General features: G+C 71.3%; 17 protein-coding genes and 1 riboswitch. Of the genes, 3 read left to right on the top strand and 14 right to left on the bottom strand.

The window, feature by feature from the left end:
- Window position 1: 1 nt before the first annotated feature.
- The 8 genes from pheS to COUCH_RS13545 all read right to left on the bottom strand — a co-directional run bounded on the left by pheS (window position 2) and on the right by COUCH_RS13545 (window position 5,395).
- On the bottom strand, window positions 2–1,063 hold the full coding sequence (pheS, locus tag COUCH_RS13580; protein WP_249612430.1) for a phenylalanine--tRNA ligase subunit alpha: 1,062 nt from the start codon (window positions 1,061–1,063) through the stop codon (window positions 2–4).
- A 202-nt stretch (window positions 1,064–1,265) separates the two neighbouring features.
- Window positions 1,266–2,060 carry a TrmH family RNA methyltransferase gene (locus tag COUCH_RS13575; protein WP_249612429.1) on the bottom strand — a complete coding sequence of 265 codons (795 nt, stop codon included), beginning with the start codon at window positions 2,058–2,060 and terminating at the stop codon, window positions 1,266–1,268.
- 70 nt (window positions 2,061–2,130) lie between these two features.
- Entirely contained in the window at window positions 2,131–2,523 is a 393-nt protein-coding gene (gene rplT, locus COUCH_RS13570) for a 50S ribosomal protein L20 (protein WP_184991627.1), read from the bottom strand.
- Between the two features lie 37 nt (window positions 2,524–2,560).
- Window positions 2,561–2,755, bottom strand: a complete 195-nt coding sequence (gene rpmI / locus COUCH_RS13565; RefSeq protein WP_199513490.1) for a 50S ribosomal protein L35 — start codon at window positions 2,753–2,755, stop codon at window positions 2,561–2,563.
- Between the two features lie 52 nt (window positions 2,756–2,807).
- Window positions 2,808–3,419: a translation initiation factor IF-3 gene (gene infC / locus COUCH_RS13560; protein ID WP_249612428.1), complete on the bottom strand. Its 612-nt coding sequence runs from the start codon at window positions 3,417–3,419 to the stop codon at window positions 2,808–2,810.
- Between the two features lie 353 nt (window positions 3,420–3,772).
- A complete protein-coding gene (locus tag COUCH_RS13555) occupies window positions 3,773–4,231 on the bottom strand; it encodes a PH domain-containing protein (protein WP_249612427.1) in 459 nt (152 codons plus the stop codon).
- A gap of 10 nt (window positions 4,232–4,241) precedes the next feature.
- Complete coding sequence (gene hisG, locus COUCH_RS13550; RefSeq protein ID WP_249612426.1) at window positions 4,242–5,087, bottom strand: ATP phosphoribosyltransferase; 846 nt, start codon at window positions 5,085–5,087, stop codon at window positions 4,242–4,244.
- Between the two features lie 44 nt (window positions 5,088–5,131).
- Window positions 5,132–5,395 carry a phosphoribosyl-ATP diphosphatase gene (locus COUCH_RS13545; RefSeq protein WP_199513494.1) on the bottom strand — a complete coding sequence of 88 codons (264 nt, stop codon included), beginning with the start codon at window positions 5,393–5,395 and terminating at the stop codon, window positions 5,132–5,134.
- A 78-nt stretch (window positions 5,396–5,473) separates the two neighbouring features.
- Between COUCH_RS13545 and COUCH_RS13540 the strand changes: the two genes are divergently transcribed.
- The 3 genes from COUCH_RS13540 to COUCH_RS13530 are packed head-to-tail and all read left to right on the top strand — an operon-like array spanning window position 5,474 to window position 7,952.
- Window positions 5,474–6,352, top strand: a complete 879-nt coding sequence (locus tag COUCH_RS13540) for an ABC transporter substrate-binding protein (RefSeq protein ID WP_249612425.1) — start codon at window positions 5,474–5,476, stop codon at window positions 6,350–6,352.
- Window positions 6,349–7,212: an amino acid ABC transporter permease gene (locus COUCH_RS13535; protein ID WP_249612424.1), complete on the top strand. Its 864-nt coding sequence runs from the start codon at window positions 6,349–6,351 to the stop codon at window positions 7,210–7,212. The genes COUCH_RS13540 and COUCH_RS13535 overlap by 4 nt, the downstream gene beginning before the upstream one ends.
- On the top strand, window positions 7,212–7,952 hold the full coding sequence (locus COUCH_RS13530; protein WP_249613692.1) for an amino acid ABC transporter ATP-binding protein: 741 nt from the start codon (window positions 7,212–7,214) through the stop codon (window positions 7,950–7,952). Before COUCH_RS13535 ends, COUCH_RS13530 begins: the two co-directional genes overlap by 1 nt.
- Before the next feature lie 4 nt (window positions 7,953–7,956).
- On the opposite strand, the gene ribH is transcribed toward COUCH_RS13530, so the two are convergent.
- The 6 genes from ribH to rpe form a co-directional block, all read right to left on the bottom strand.
- On the bottom strand, window positions 7,957–8,433 hold the full coding sequence (ribH, locus tag COUCH_RS13525) for a 6,7-dimethyl-8-ribityllumazine synthase (protein WP_199513497.1): 477 nt from the start codon (window positions 8,431–8,433) through the stop codon (window positions 7,957–7,959).
- A 44-nt stretch (window positions 8,434–8,477) separates the two neighbouring features.
- Window positions 8,478–9,683, bottom strand: coding sequence for a bifunctional 3,4-dihydroxy-2-butanone-4-phosphate synthase/GTP cyclohydrolase II (locus COUCH_RS13520; protein WP_249612423.1), 1,206 nt, complete (start codon window positions 9,681–9,683; stop codon window positions 8,478–8,480).
- A complete protein-coding gene (locus COUCH_RS13515) occupies window positions 9,673–10,275 on the bottom strand; it encodes a riboflavin synthase (protein WP_249612422.1) in 603 nt (200 codons plus the stop codon). Before COUCH_RS13515 ends, COUCH_RS13520 begins: the two co-directional genes overlap by 11 nt.
- A complete protein-coding gene (ribD, locus tag COUCH_RS13510) occupies window positions 10,275–11,372 on the bottom strand; it encodes a bifunctional diaminohydroxyphosphoribosylaminopyrimidine deaminase/5-amino-6-(5-phosphoribosylamino)uracil reductase RibD (RefSeq protein ID WP_249612421.1) in 1,098 nt (365 codons plus the stop codon). The genes COUCH_RS13515 and ribD overlap by 1 nt, the downstream gene beginning before the upstream one ends.
- 171 nt (window positions 11,373–11,543) lie before the next feature.
- Window positions 11,544–11,724, bottom strand: a riboswitch (FMN riboswitch).
- An 82-nt stretch (window positions 11,725–11,806) separates the two neighbouring features.
- Window positions 11,807–12,829, bottom strand: coding sequence for a GGDEF domain-containing response regulator (locus COUCH_RS13505; protein WP_249612420.1), 1,023 nt, complete (start codon window positions 12,827–12,829; stop codon window positions 11,807–11,809).
- Window positions 12,826–13,533, bottom strand: coding sequence for a ribulose-phosphate 3-epimerase (gene rpe, locus COUCH_RS13500; protein WP_430640929.1), 708 nt, complete (start codon window positions 13,531–13,533; stop codon window positions 12,826–12,828). Before rpe ends, COUCH_RS13505 begins: the two co-directional genes overlap by 4 nt.
- Window positions 13,534–13,565 lie beyond the last annotated feature (32 nt).

Genomic DNA, 13,565 nt, shown 5'->3' with positions numbered 1-13,565 from the left:
ATCAGACCGCCATACCGAAGTTGCGGGTGAACCGGACGTCACCCTCCACCATGTCGTGCATGTCGCTCACGCCGTTGCGGAACATCAGCGTGCGCTCGACGCCCATGCCGAACGCGAAGCCGGAGTAGCGCTCCGGGTCGATGCCGCAGGCGGTGAGCACCCGCGGGTTGACCATGCCGCAGCCGCCCCACTCGACCCAGCGCGGGCCGTCGCGGTGCTGGGCGAACCAGACGTCGAACTCCGCGGACGGCTCGGTGAACGGGAAGTAGTGCGGGCGCCAGCGGGTGCGCGCGTCCGGACCGAACATCGCACGGGCGAAGTGGTCGAGCGTGCCCTTGAGGTGGGCCATGGTGATGCCCTCGTCGACGACGAGGCCCTCGATCTGGTGGAACACCGGGCTGTGCGTGGCGTCCAGGTCGTCCGTCCGGTACGCCCGCCCCGGGCTGACCACGTAGATCGGCGGTTGCCGGGTCAGCATAGTGCGCACCTGGCCGGGGGACGTGTGCGTCCGCATCACCAGGCCGGGCAGGTCCACGTAGAACGTGTCCATGAGCCCGCGCGCGGGGTGGTCCGGGCCGATGTTGAGCGCGTCGAAGTTCGCCCATTCGAGCTCGAGCTCGGGCCCCTCGACGACGTCGTAGCCCATGCCGATGAACAGGTCGGCCATGTGCTCCATGAGCGTGGTCAGCGGGTGCCGGGCGCCGCGCGGGCGGCGGTCCCACGGCAGGGTGACGTCGACGCGCTCCTCGACCAGCACCCGGGCGGCCCGCTCGAGCTCCAGCTCGGCGAGGCGGGCGTCGTACGCGCCCTGGATGGACTGCCGCGCCACGTTGACGCGCTTGCCGGCGTCGGACTTGGCGGCCGGCGGCAGCGAGCCGATCTCGCGCCGGGCCAGCGACACCGGCGAGCGATCGCCCAGGTGGGCGGGCTTGAGCGCGCCGAGCGCGTCGAGGTCGGCCGCCGCGGCGAACGCCTTCTCGGCCTCGGCGACCGCGGCCTCGAGGGCCTCGGGGGCGAGCAGGGCTGCCTGCTTCGGATCGTACGGATCGTTGCGGTAGGACATGGTCGGGCGAACTCCCTCACACCGGATGAGCCATCGGCTCGTCGGGACCGAGTGCACCGAGCGCAGCGAGGGCCGCGAGTGGGCGACTCGGGTAGATCAGTCTACGGACGTGCGGCTTCGCCGCCGCCCGCCGGTCGGGGAGTTGAGGGTGAGACCAGTCAGCCCACGCGCCCGCGACCAGCGGGCTGGGTAAACATCCGACTCATGACGGTCTCCTCGGGGAGCGTTGCGCTCTGGCCGAAGCATACAAGCAGACGGCCGCCGCGGCAGCCAGGTTAAGGCTCTCGGCGCCGCCGTAGATGGGTACGCGCACCCGCCGGTCCGCCGCCTTCAACAGGTCGTCGGGGAGCCCGTGCGCCTCGGAACCGAAGAGCCAGGCCGTGGGGGCGGCGAGGGTGCCGTCGTCGAGGAGGTCGTCGAGGTCGCTGTCGCCGTACCCGGTGGTGGCCAGCACCTGCAGCCCGGCGGCGCGCAGGTCGCCGGCGACGGTCAGCGGCGACCGGACCACGTCCACGTTGAACAGACTTCCGGCCGAGGAACGCACACACTTCCCGTTGTACGGGTCCACCGCGTCGCCGGCGAACACCAGGGCTCCGGCCCCGGCGGCGTCGGCGGTGCGCAGGACCGTACCCGCGTTGCCCGGGTCGCGGATCTCCGCCGCGACCGCCACCAGCCGGGGTTTCTTGGCCAGGGCGCCGGACAGCGGCACGTCGACCTGCTCGCACACCGCGACGAGGCCCTGCGGCTGGACGGTCTCGGCGAGCGCGGCGAGTCCTTCCTCGGTCACCGGGGACACGACGGGCGCCTGCATCGCGAGATCGCCGTGGCGGGTGAGGGCTGCGTCCGTACCGAACAGCTCGAGGACGACCCCCGCGGCCAGGGCCGAGCGCACGGCCTGCGGTCCCTCGGCGAGGAAGCGGCCGGTCTGGTCGCGGTCGCGGCGGCGCTGAAGGCGCCGGGCCGCGACAACCCTCGGGGTACGGGGGGTGAACGTCACGCTTCCTCCGGTGGGCACAGCATCGGGGCGCCTCCCGGACGAACCGGAAGACGCCCCGACGAGGACTTGCTCAGGCAGCCTGGGCGGCGGCGCCGCCCGTGCCCTCGGCCGCCACGGCGGCGCGAGCGATCTCGACGATCGCCGCGAACGAGGCGGCGTCGTTGACGGCCATGTCGGCCAGGATCTTGCGGTCCACCTCGACGCCGGCCAGCTTGAGGCCCTGGATGAGGCGGTTGTAGGTCAGGCCGTTGGCCCGGGCGCCCGCGTTGATGCGCGTGATCCACAGCTGGCGGAAGTCGCCCTTGCGGTCACGGCGGTCGCGGTACGCGTACTGCATCGAGTGCAGCACCTGCTCCTTGGCCTTGCGGTACAGGCGCGAGCGCTGTCCGCGATAGCCGCTGGCAGTCTCCAGCAACGTGCGACGCTTCTTCTGGGCGTTCACTGCCCGCTTGACGCGTGCCATTTCGGTACTCCTAACAGGGGAACGGGTGTGGCTCGCGTCAGCGGCCGAGCAACTTCTTCACGCGCTTCACGTCGGCCTTGGCGACCACGACGGTGCCGGTCATCCGGCGCGTGACGTGGGAGGACTTGCCCTCCAGCAGGTGCCGCTTGCCGGCCTGCTCGCGGACGATCTTGCCCTTGCCGGTGAGCTTCACCCGCTTACCCATGCCGGTGTGGCTCTTCATCTTCGGCACTTGAACGCCTACTCTCTCTGCTCCCCGAGGCCGGAGGACCCCGGGGATTCCATCACTCTGCGGTGGTGTCGGCGGGGGCTTCGGCCGGCGGTGCCTCGGCACCGTCTTCCTCGCGCGGTTCCCGCGGCGGGCGGGCGTTGGCCGCGATCGTGGCCGCGGCGGCCGCCTTGGTGGCCCGGTGAGGCGCCAGCACCATGATCATGTTGCGGCCGTCCTGCTTGGGACTGGCCTCGACGAAGCCGAGCTCCGAGATTTCCTCGCTGAGCCGGCGCAGGAGCCGGAAGCCCAGCTCCGGACGGCTCTGCTCACGGCCGCGGAACATGATCGTCACCTTGACCTTGTCGCCCGCCTTGAGGAACCGCACCACGTGACCCTTCTTGGTCTCGTAGTCGTGCGGGTCGATCTTCGGCCGCAGCTTCATTTCCTTGATGACGGTCTGTTGCTGGTTGCGCCGGGCTTCGCGCGCCTTGAGTGCACTCTCGTACTTGAACTTGCCGAAGTCCATGAGCTTGCACACCGGCGGGCGCGCCATCGGCGCCACCTCGACCAGGTCCAGGTCGACGTCCGCGGCCAGCTGCAGGGCGCGCTCGAGCGGGACGATGCCCACCTGCTCACCCTCAGGTCCGACCAGCCGGACTTCCCGTGCCCGGATCTGCTCGTTCACGCGTGGTTCGACGCTGATGTGGCCTCCTCAGAACGATCTGCTCGCGTCCGGCACGTGCCGGGCGCTGTCTGCCAATGTCGGTCGGCCTCGCGCCGCCCTCGTGTCACGAGGCGACGGGAAAGCAGAAGGCCCCGGCGCATGCCAGGGCCCGCTCGACCGGTCATCGGCGTCCATGAGGACGCACACCGGCACCGGGGTATTCCCCGGGCCGGTTGACCGGACCCGGACACCGTCCCGCGCGAACGCGGGAGGCGACTCGGGTGGGAACCAGCGGGCTCCTCTTTCGCGCCCGCGGCCACCGGACCCGAGGGTCAGGAGGGCAGGCGTGGTCGACTGCGGCGAAGTCTACCAGCTCAGGAAGACGCTGCCGAATGAAGGGCCCGCAGTGCACGGACACCCTCGACGGCGTATTCCTTGTCGGCCGCCTGGAGGGCGTGCACCGGGACGGTCTCGTCGTCGTGCAGCTCCAGCATCGCCCAGGCGGCGTTGCGGTCGAAGCGCACCGCCCGCACCGCCGACCAGGGCAGATCGAAGTTACCGATGACGTTGCGGATCCGTACGTGCTCCGCGTCCGCGCGGACCCGGGGCCGGGTGAAGGCGAGGATGCCCGCGGCGGCGAGGAGGCCCAGGCCGATCATGGCCGTCTGGTCGCCCCGCTCGAACTGGCCCATGCCGTCGCCCGTCGCGCCGTGCAGGCCGAAGCTGAGCGCGGTGAAGAGGATCACCACGGCGGCGGCCGAGATGCCGGCCACCCAGCGGATGCGCCGCGGGCGGAACTCGACGGCGTCACGGGTCGGAGTAGTCACGCTCATAACTCTGCCACTACAGCCGGCAGTTGGAGATGTCGGTGACCAGGATGGCGCGGGCGCCGAGCTCGTACAGCTCGTCCATGATCCGGTGCACCTCCGCGCGCCGGACCATCGCCTGCACCGCCACCCAGCCCTCGCGGTGCAGCGGCGAGACGGTCGGCGACTCGATGCCCGGGGTCAGCGCGGTCGCGTTCTCCAGCAGGTCGGCGCGGACGTCGTACGCCAGCATCACGTAGCTGCGGGCCACCAGGACGCCCTGCAGCCGCCGGATGAGCTGCGACGTCTTGGCCTCGGCGGTGTCGTTGTGCCGGCCGATCAGGATGGCCGACGAGCGCAGCAGCGGCTCCCCGACCGTGACCAGCCCCGCCTGGCGCAGCGTGGTGCCGGTCTCGACGACGTCGGCGATCAGGTCCGCGACCCCGAGGCGTACGGCGTTCTCCACCGCCCCGTCGAGGCGGACCACGTCGGCCTTCAGGTCGTGCTCGGCGAGATACCGCTCCACCACCCCCGGGTACGCGGTGGCGATGCGCCGGCCGCCGATCTCGGCGGCAGACTCCAGCGTCCCGGCCGGCGCGGCCCAGCGGAACGTGGCCCCGCCGAAGCTCAGGTCGAGCAGCTCCTGAGCGGGTACGGCCGAGTCCACCAGCAGATCCCGCCCGGTGATACCGAGATCCAGATCACCGGAGGCGACGTACGTGGCGATGTCCCGGGGACGCAGGTAGAAGAACTCGACATTGTTGTCCTCGTCACGGCAGACGAGGTCCTTCGGGTCGGTGCGCTGGCGGTAACCAGCGTCGCGCAGCATCTGGGCGGACGGTGCGGACAGGGTTCCCTTGTTGGGTACGGCGATGCGCAGCATGGACGTGCTCCTTCGACGAGGCTCGATGGGGGCGAGAGGGCACGTCAGAGATGTCGGTAGACGTCCTTCAGCTCGAGACCGGTGGCGATCATCAGGACTTGTGCCTGGTAGAGCAGCTGCGAGATCTCCTCGGCGGCGCGGTCGGGGCCCTCGTGCTCGGCCGCCATCCACGACTCGGCTGCTTCCTCGACGACCTTCTTCCCGATGAAGTGCACGCCCTTGTCCAGCGCCGCGACGGTGCCCGAGCCCTCGGGCCGCTGCACCGCCTTCGCCTGAAGCTCGGCGAACAACTCTTCGAACGTCTTCACGGGAGGGAATTGTTGCAGCTCATTAACCGATGACGACGGACGGCCCCATCTCTTGGGACGTGGGTTAGCCTGCGCGTCATGGTCAGCAGAAACACCTTCGCCGCGCTCGGCGGCGCCGCTGTGCTCGCCGTCACGCTCGCCGCCTGCGCGCCCGCGGACGAGCAGGGCACCCCCGCCGCGAGCGGCTCCGCGTCCGCCTCCAGCGCGGCCTGCGCCCCGGGCGCCCTCGACACGATGACGCCGGGCAAGCTCACGATCGGCACCGACAACCCGGCGTACGAGCCGTGGTTCAGCGACAACAAGCCCGCCAACGGCAAGGGCTTCGAGTCCGCGGTGGCGTACCAGGTGGCCGAGCGCCTCGGCTACCCGGCGCCGAATGTGGTCTGGACCCAGGTGACGTTCAACAACGCGATCGCCCCGGGCCCGAAGACGTTCGACGTCGACATCAACCAGTTCTCCATCACGCCCGAGCGGCGCAAGGCGGTCGATTTCTCGTCGCCGTACTACCTCGTGCGGCAGACCGTGATCACGACCAAGGGCTCGAAGATCGCCGGCGCGAAGACGCTGGCCGAGCTCAAGGGCGCCAAGCTCGGCGCCCAGGTCGGCACGACCAGCTACCAGGCGATCACCGAGCTGATCAAGCCGGACGCGCAGCCGCAGGTCTTCAACAACAACGACGACGCCAAGAAGGCGCTCGAGAACAAGCAGGTCGACGGCATCGTGGTGGACCTGCCGACCGCGTTCTACATGACCGCGGCGGAGCTGGACGACGGCGTCATCGTCGGTCAGCTGCCGCAGGTGGGCGTACCCGAACAGTTCGGCATGGTGCTCGACCTCGGCTCCAAGCTGACCCCGTGCGTGAGCGCGGCCGTCGACCAGCTGCGTCAGGACGGCACCCTCGCGGTACTGGAGAAGACCTGGCTCGCCGGCAGCGGCGGGGCCCCCGAGCTTTCGTGACCGCCGAGCTCCACCGGCCCGAGCTCCATCGGCCCAGCGACGTCCAGCTCGGGCGGATCGCCTACCGGCGACGGCAGACGATCCGCTCGGTGCTGCTGGCGGCGTTGTCCACCGCGGCCGTCGGCGCCGCCCTGGCGTTCGCGGTCACCGGGGCGCCGGGCTGGGACCGCGTGAAGTCGTCCTTCTTCGACGCCGGCATCGCCCGCAAGTACCTGCCCGACATCCTCGAGGGTCTCTGGCTGAACATCCGGCTGCTGGTCGTCTGCGCCGCCGCCGCGCTCGCGCTCGGCCTGCTGGTCGCGGTGCTGCGCACGCTGCGCGGACCGGTCTTCTTCCCGGTGCGCGCGCTGGCGACGGGATACACGTACGCGTTCCGCGGCCTCCCGCTGATCATCGTGCTGTACGTGTGCACCCTCGGCGTGCCCGGCCTGCGGCTGCAGGGGATGCCGTCGGTGCTGGTGCTCGGCGGGGCGGCGCTGGTGATCACGTACGGGGCGTACCTGGCCGAGGTGTTCCGGGCCGGCATCGAGTCGGTGCACCCCAGCCAGCTGGCCGCCGCGCGCTCGCTCGGGCTCACGTACCGGCAGACGATGCGGCACGTGGTCCTGCCGCAGGCTGTGCGCCGCGTCGCCCCGCCCCTGCTCAACGACACCGTCGCGCTGCAGAAGGACGTGGGGCTGGTGTCGCTCGCGGGCCCGATCGACGCCGTACGCGCGGCTCAGATCGCCACCGCCCAGGACGCCAACTTCACGCCGTACATCGTGGCCGGGGTGCTGTTCGTCCTGCTCGCCCTGCCGCTCATCGGCGTCACCGACTGGGTGACGCTGCGCGCAGCCCGCCGCCAGTCCGCGGGGTCATGATGCTGCTGTCGTGCGAGAACGTGCGCAAGGTGTTCGGGTCGCAGGTCGTCCTCGACGACCTGTCCCTCGACGTGGGCGAGCACGAGGTGGTGGCGCTGATCGGCGCGTCCGGCTCGGGCAAGTCCACGTTGCTGCGCTGCGTCAGCCTGCTCACCGGCGTGGACGACGGCACCATCCGGCTCGACGGCGAGGACATCACCGACCCGCGGGTGAACCCGGACCTGGTCCGCCGCCGCATCGGCATGGTGTTCCAGGCGTACAACCTGTTCCCGCACATGACCGTGCTGCGCAACATCACGCTGGCGCCCGCCAAGGTGCACAAGCGCGCGGCGGCCGACGTACGTGACCAGGCGATGGAATGGCTGACCCGGCTCGGCCTCGCCGACAAGGCGGACAGCTACCCCGACCGGCTCTCCGGTGGCCAGCAGCAGCGCGTCGCGATCGTCCGGGCGCTGGTGAACAGTCCGCGCCTGCTGCTGCTCGACGAGGTCACCTCGGCGCTCGACCCGGAACTGGTCGGCGAGGTGCTGACGATGATCCGCGGCCTCAAGGAGGAGGGCATGACGATGGTCCTGGCCACCCACGAGATGGGCTTCGCCCGTCAGGTCGCGGACCGGGTCGTCTTCCTCGACGGCGGCCGCGTGCTCGAGTCCGGGCCGCCGTCGCAGGTGCTGGGCGACCCGGTGGAGCCGCGGACCCGCCAGTTCCTGGCCCGCATCATCGAAGCGGGACGGCTTTAGCTCTTCAACTCTTCTCCACGTGGCGGATGGCGAGCACGGCGTCCAGCACGGCGACCGTGCTCTGCCAGCCCTTGTCCTCGATCGAGTCCTCCAGGCCGGCGCGGTCCTTGGCCTGACCCAGGCTCTCCACCGTGAGCACCCCGTGCGCCACCGGCGTCCCGGCGTCCAGCGCCACCCGGGTCAGGCCCGCGGTGACCGAGTCGCAGACGTAGTCGAAGTGCGCGGTCTCGCCGCGGATGACCACGCCGAGGGCCACCACGGCGTCGCACTTCTTCGCCAGCGCCTGCGCCACGATCGGCAGCTCGACCGAGCCCGCTACCCGGGTCACGATGACCTCGTCCACGCCACACGCCTTCGCGGCCGCCTGCGCCCGGTCGACCATGTGGTCGACCAGGTCGGCGTGCCAGCGCGAGCCGACGATGCCGAGCTTGAGCCCGGCGGCGTCGACGGTGTTCAGGTGCGGATCCCCGAAACCGGCCATGATGCCCCCTTTTTCACGATGTTCCCATGCCGGGCGAGGCCGGATCAGCCCAACGCCTCGAACAGATGACCCATGCGGTCGCGCTTGGTCCGCAGGTAGCGCACGTTCTCCGGGTGCAGCCGCACGGGCAGCGCCTCCCGCCCGGTGATCGTCAGCCCGTACCCCTCCAGCCCGGCGCGCTTGGCCGGGTTGTTGGTGAGCAGGCGCATCGAGCGCACGCCGAGGTCGTACAGGATCTGCGCGCCGGTGCCGTAGTCGCGGGCGTCGGCGGGCAGGCCCAGCTCAAGGTTGGCGTCGACGGTGTCCAGGCCGCGGTCCTGCAACTGGTACGCCTGCAGCTTGTGCAGCAGCCCGATCCCGCGCCCCTCGTGCCCGCGCATGTACAGCACCACTCCCCGCCCGGCCAGCGCCACCCGTTCCAGGGCGGCGTCGAGCTGGGGGCCGCAGTCGCAGCGTACGGACGCGAAGACGTCGCCGGTGAGGCACTCCGAATGGACGCGGACCAGCACGTCCTCGCCGTCGCCGAGGTCGCCGTACACCAGGGCGACGTGCTCGGCGCCGTCGACGGCCGCGCGGTAGCCGACCGCCGTGAAGTCGCCGTGCTCGGTGGGCAGCCGGGTCTCGACGACCCGCTCGACCTGCTGCTCGTGCCGCCGCCGATACGCGATCAGCTGCTCGATGCTGATCACCGCCAGGTCGTGTTCGGCGCCGAACTTCTCCAGATCGGGCAGGCGCATCATCGTGCCGTCGTCGTTGACCATCTCGCAGATCGCCCCGGCCGGCCGCAGCCCCGCCAGCACGGCCAGGTCGATCGCGGCCTCGGTGTGCCCGGGCCGGCGCAGCACGCCACCGGGCTTGGCGCGCAGCGGCACCACGTGCCCCGGCCGGGACAGGTCGGTCGGCTTGGTGTCCGCGCCCGCCAGCAGCCGGATCGTGTGCGCCCGGTCGGCGGCCGAGATGCCGGTGGAGATGCCCGCGGCGGCGTCCACGGTCACCGCGTACGCCGTCCCGCGCCGGTCCTGGTTGGTGTGGAACATCGGTGGCAGGTCCAGCCGGTCCGCCTCCTGTTCGGTCAGCGGCACGCAGATGTAGCCGGAGGTGTACCGCACCATGAACGCGACCAGTTCGGGTGTGGCGTGCTCGGCGGCGAAGATCAGATCGCCCTCGTTCTCGCGGTCCTCGTCGTCGACCACGATCACGGGACGGCCGGCGGCGATGTCGGCCACGGCCCGGCGCACATCAGCGAGCATTGCGGTCTCCCAGCATCTTCTCGACGTACTTGGCGATGACGTCGACCTCGAGGTTCACCGGATCGCCGGGGCCCTTGGCGCCGAGGACGGTGAGTTTCAGCGTGGTGGGGATCAGCCCGACCGCGAACGAGTCGGCGGAGACCGCCATGACGGTCAGCGAGACGCCGTCGACGGTGATCGAGCCCTTCTCCACCACGTAGCGCGACAGCTCGGCCGGCAGCGAGAAGCGCAGCACCTCCCACTGCTCGGCGGGCTCGCGGGACAGGATCGTGGCGACCCCGTCGACGTGGCCCTGCACGAGATGCCCGCCGAGGCGCGAACCGACCGTCGCGGCCCGCTCGAGGTTGACCGGGCTGCCCTCGCGCAGCGCGCCGAGCGAGGACCGCTTGAGGGTCTCCCCCATGACGTCGGCGGTGAAGACGCCGTCCCCGGCGTCGATCACCGTCAGGCAGACCCCGTTGACGGCGATGGAGTCACCGTGCCGCGCGTCCGACGTGACGAGCGGTCCGCGGACGGCGATGAGCGCCGAGTCGCCTCCCGCGTCGGTCAGGCGGACGATCTCACCCAGTTCTTCAACAATCCCCGTGAACATCAGACTCTGCCTCGTTCCGCTTGTGGGTGGTGGGTGGGGTGGTCGGATGGCTTGGGCCGCAGCGATGCAACAAAACGCAGGTCGGGGCCGATCTGCGTGACTTCGATCAGGTCCAGGTCGATCGCCTCGGCGATCGTGGTGACGCCGGCGTCGACAAGCGCCGTGCGGCCCGCACCGAGCAGCTTGGGCGCCACGTAGCCGACCACCCGGTCGACCAGGCCGGCCGCGAGGAACGCGCCCGCCAGCGTCGGGCCGCCCTCCAGCAGGGCCGCGCGCACGCCGCGGGCGTACAGCTCGCGCAGCAGGGCGGACAGGTCGACGTGGCCGTCGGGTCCGGCGCCGACCGCGGCCGCCGTCGCGATCCAGCTCTCCGCGGCGGCGTCGCGCACGCGCGCTTTCGCGGGGGTACGGCCGGAGGAGTCGACCACCACCCGCAGCGGCTGCTTGATCGCGAGGCTGCCGTCGCGCAGGTCCCGGACGGTGAGCTGGGGGTCGTCGGCGAGCACCGTGCCGACCCCCGCGACGATGGCGTCGACGGTGCTGCGCAGCCGGTGCACGTCGGCGCGGGCCGGCTCCGAGGTGATCCACATGCTGGTGCCGTCGGCCGCCGCCGAGCGCCCGTCGAGGGTGGCCGCGTACTTCCACGTCACGTACGGGCGGCTCCGGCGTACGGCGGTCAGCCAGGCGACGTTGCCCGCCTCGGCCTCCTGCCGGCGTACCCCCGTCTCGATCTCCACCCCGGCGGCCCGCAGCGTCGCGGCGCCCCCGGCCGCGACGGGCGTCGGGTCGTCGACGGCGATGACCACCCGGGTGATGCCGGCGGCGATCAGGGCCTGGGCGCACGGCCCGGTACGCCCGGTGTGGTTGCAGGGCTCGAGCGTGACCACCGCCGTCCCGCCGCGGGCGCGGTCGCCGGCCTGGGCCAGCGCCACGATCTCGGCGTGCGGGCCGCCCGCGTACGCGTGGAAGCCCTCGCCGACCACCTCGCCGCCGGCGCTGAGCAGCAGGCAGCCGACGACCGGGTTGGGGCTGGTGGTGCCGAGGCCCCGGGCGGCAAGCGCGATCGCGCGGCGCATCGCCTCGTCCTCGGTGACCATCTCTCTGCCCTTCCCTGACGCGGTACGGTCACGCGCCGGAAGGTGAGGGAAACAAGCCGGAAACCGGACATCAGGGTACGCTTCGCGCGCCCCGGGCAAGGCGGCGGCGTCGGCATGCCCACGGCGCTGAGCCCGGGCGGGCCGACCCCGGGACACCTCGGTCCTGTTCCCGCGCGCTGTCTCCCATCCGGACTGTCTGACCGATCGGCGTGTGCCGGTCGATCAACCGTCGGCCCCGGAGTCTCACCAGGTCCACCGGCCGCCGAAGGTCGACGTCCGGGTCGCGGGCTTACCCTCCCGTCAGGGAAGGATCACCGCCGGTTCGGAATTTCACCGAGTCCCGCCAGCGCGTGGTGGGTCACCGGCCAGTCTTCCACGTCTCGCGCGATCTGCCACCTGCCGGGCGACCCACGTCACAACACCGACACGCGGCGTCAGAGGGTGGGCTCGTCGTCCAGGTCGGAGTCGCTGCGCCGGCGGTCGATCGCCACGTACGAGCCGGGCTGGCTCTTGGCCACCTTCTTCATCTCCGACGCGACCGCGACGACCGCACGGTGATCGTCGTACAGGCGGCCGCCCGAGATCGACTGCGCGACGCCGATCGACAGGGTGACCAGGGCGGCCCGCTGCTTGCCGCCGCGGCGGTCCGGCACCTCGATGTAGCCGCGCTGGGCGTCCTCCGGGTCGTACAACTGGTCGGCTGAGGCCTCGAAGTCGGTGACCATGTGCTTGGTCAGCGGCAGCACCTGGTCGGGGTGGCAGATGAACACGAAGTCGTCGCCGCCGATGTGGCCCAGGAACACCGGCGGGCGCCCGGCGGCGGCCGCGGCCCGGTGCAGGCTGCGCGCCAGCACGGTGATGAACTCGTCGCCGCGGTCGAACCCGTACACGTCGTTGACCGGCTTGAACCGGTCGATGTCGACGTAGCCGACGGAGAAGTCGCCGCTCGCCTTCATCCGGTCCACGATCTCGCGGGTGACGCGGGCGTTGCCGGGCAGGCCGGTCAGCGGCGACACCTCGCGGAACTCCTTGTTGCGCCGCAGCGTCGAGGAGACCCGGGCGATGAGCTCCGCGGTGTCGAACGGCTTCACCAGGTAGTCGTCGACGCCGGCGGTGAGGCCGACGACCTTGTCCACGGTCATGCCCTTGGCGGTCAGCATGATCACCGGGAGCGCCGAGGTGAGCGGCTCCGCGCGCAGCCGGCGGGTCAGCTCGACGCCGTCCATCTGCGGCATCATCCAGTCCACCACCGCCAGGTCGGGGCGGCGGGTCTCCATCAGCTCCAGCGCCTCCTGGCCGTTGCGGGCGCGGACCACGTCGAAGCCGTGCACCTCGAGGTTGAAGGCGACGAACCCGGCGATGTCGGCGTCGTCGTCCACGACCATGATCAGGTCGCGCTTCTCCTCGGGCTCGCTGCCCGGCCCCTCACCGGCGCGGCGGACGACCCCGGTGCTCATGAGTGGGCCAGGGATCGCTCGGCGAGGGCCCGCAGCTTGCGGACCGCCTCCGCGGGGTCCTCGGCGCCGTACACCGCGGTGCCGGCCACGAAGGCGTCGGCGCCGGCCGCCGCGGCCTGCTCGATCGTGTCGGCCGCGATGCCGCCGTCCACCTCCAGGCGCACCTGCAGGTCCTTCGCGGAGATCCGGCGCCGCACGTCGCGGACCTTGTCCAGCATCTCCGGCAGGAACTTCTGACCGCCGAAACCGGCCTTGATCGTCATGATCAGCAGGGTGTCCACGTAGGGCAGGAGCTCCAGGTACGGCTCCACGGGCGTGTCCCGGTCGATCGCCAGCCCCGCCTTCGCCCCGGCCGCCCGCAGCGTCTTCGCCAGCGCCACCGGGTTCTCGCAGGCCTCGGCGTGGAACGTCACGTTGTACGCGCCGGCCTCCGCATACCCGGGCGCCCAGCGCTCCGGGTCGGTGATCATCAGGTGCACGTCGAACGGGATGGCCGTCGCCTTGCGCAGGCTCTGCACCACGGGCAGGCCGATGGTCAGGTTCGGCACGAAATGGTTGTCCATGACGTCCACGTGCACCCAGTCGGCCGCCCCCTCGATGGCACGCACCGCGTCGGCGAGGTGCGCGAAGTCCGCGGCGAGGATGCTGGGGGCGATGATGCTGGGGGCGGCGCTGCTGGGGGCGGTGATCGGCGATGACTCCACCGGTGAAGTGTATGGCCTCACGTACGGGGGCC

The organism is Couchioplanes caeruleus (assembly GCF_023499255.1).
GTDB lineage: Bacteria > Actinomycetota > Actinomycetes > Mycobacteriales > Micromonosporaceae > Actinoplanes > Actinoplanes caeruleus_A.
Note: the sequence above shows the minus strand (reverse complement) of the source record. Positions and strands in the feature narration are given on the sequence as shown.

Bases quoted from the DNA above. Each gene is read 5' to 3' on its own strand.
- pheS (WP_249612430.1), bottom strand. From the start codon at position 1,063: ATGTCCTACCGCAACGATCCGTACGATCCGAAGCAGGCAGCCCTGCTC.
- rplT (WP_184991627.1), bottom strand. From the start codon at position 2,523: ATGGCACGCGTCAAGCGGGCAGTGAACGCCCAGAAGAAGCGTCGCACG.
- COUCH_RS13555 (WP_249612427.1), bottom strand. From the start codon at position 4,231: ATGAGCGTGACTACTCCGACCCGTGACGCCGTCGAGTTCCGCCCGCGG.
- hisG (WP_249612426.1), bottom strand. From the start codon at position 5,087: ATGCTGCGCATCGCCGTACCCAACAAGGGAACCCTGTCCGCACCGTCC.
- COUCH_RS13540 (WP_249612425.1), top strand. From the start codon at position 5,474: ATGGTCAGCAGAAACACCTTCGCCGCGCTCGGCGGCGCCGCTGTGCTC.
- COUCH_RS13530 (WP_249613692.1), top strand. From the start codon at position 7,212: ATGCTGCTGTCGTGCGAGAACGTGCGCAAGGTGTTCGGGTCGCAGGTC.
- ribH (WP_199513497.1), bottom strand. From the start codon at position 8,433: ATGGCCGGTTTCGGGGATCCGCACCTGAACACCGTCGACGCCGCCGGG.
- COUCH_RS13520 (WP_249612423.1), bottom strand. From the start codon at position 9,683: ATGCTCGCTGATGTGCGCCGGGCCGTGGCCGACATCGCCGCCGGCCGT.
- COUCH_RS13515 (WP_249612422.1), bottom strand. From the start codon at position 10,275: ATGTTCACGGGGATTGTTGAAGAACTGGGTGAGATCGTCCGCCTGACC.
- ribD (WP_249612421.1), bottom strand. From the start codon at position 11,372: ATGGTCACCGAGGACGAGGCGATGCGCCGCGCGATCGCGCTTGCCGCC.
- COUCH_RS13505 (WP_249612420.1), bottom strand. From the start codon at position 12,829: ATGAGCACCGGGGTCGTCCGCCGCGCCGGTGAGGGGCCGGGCAGCGAG.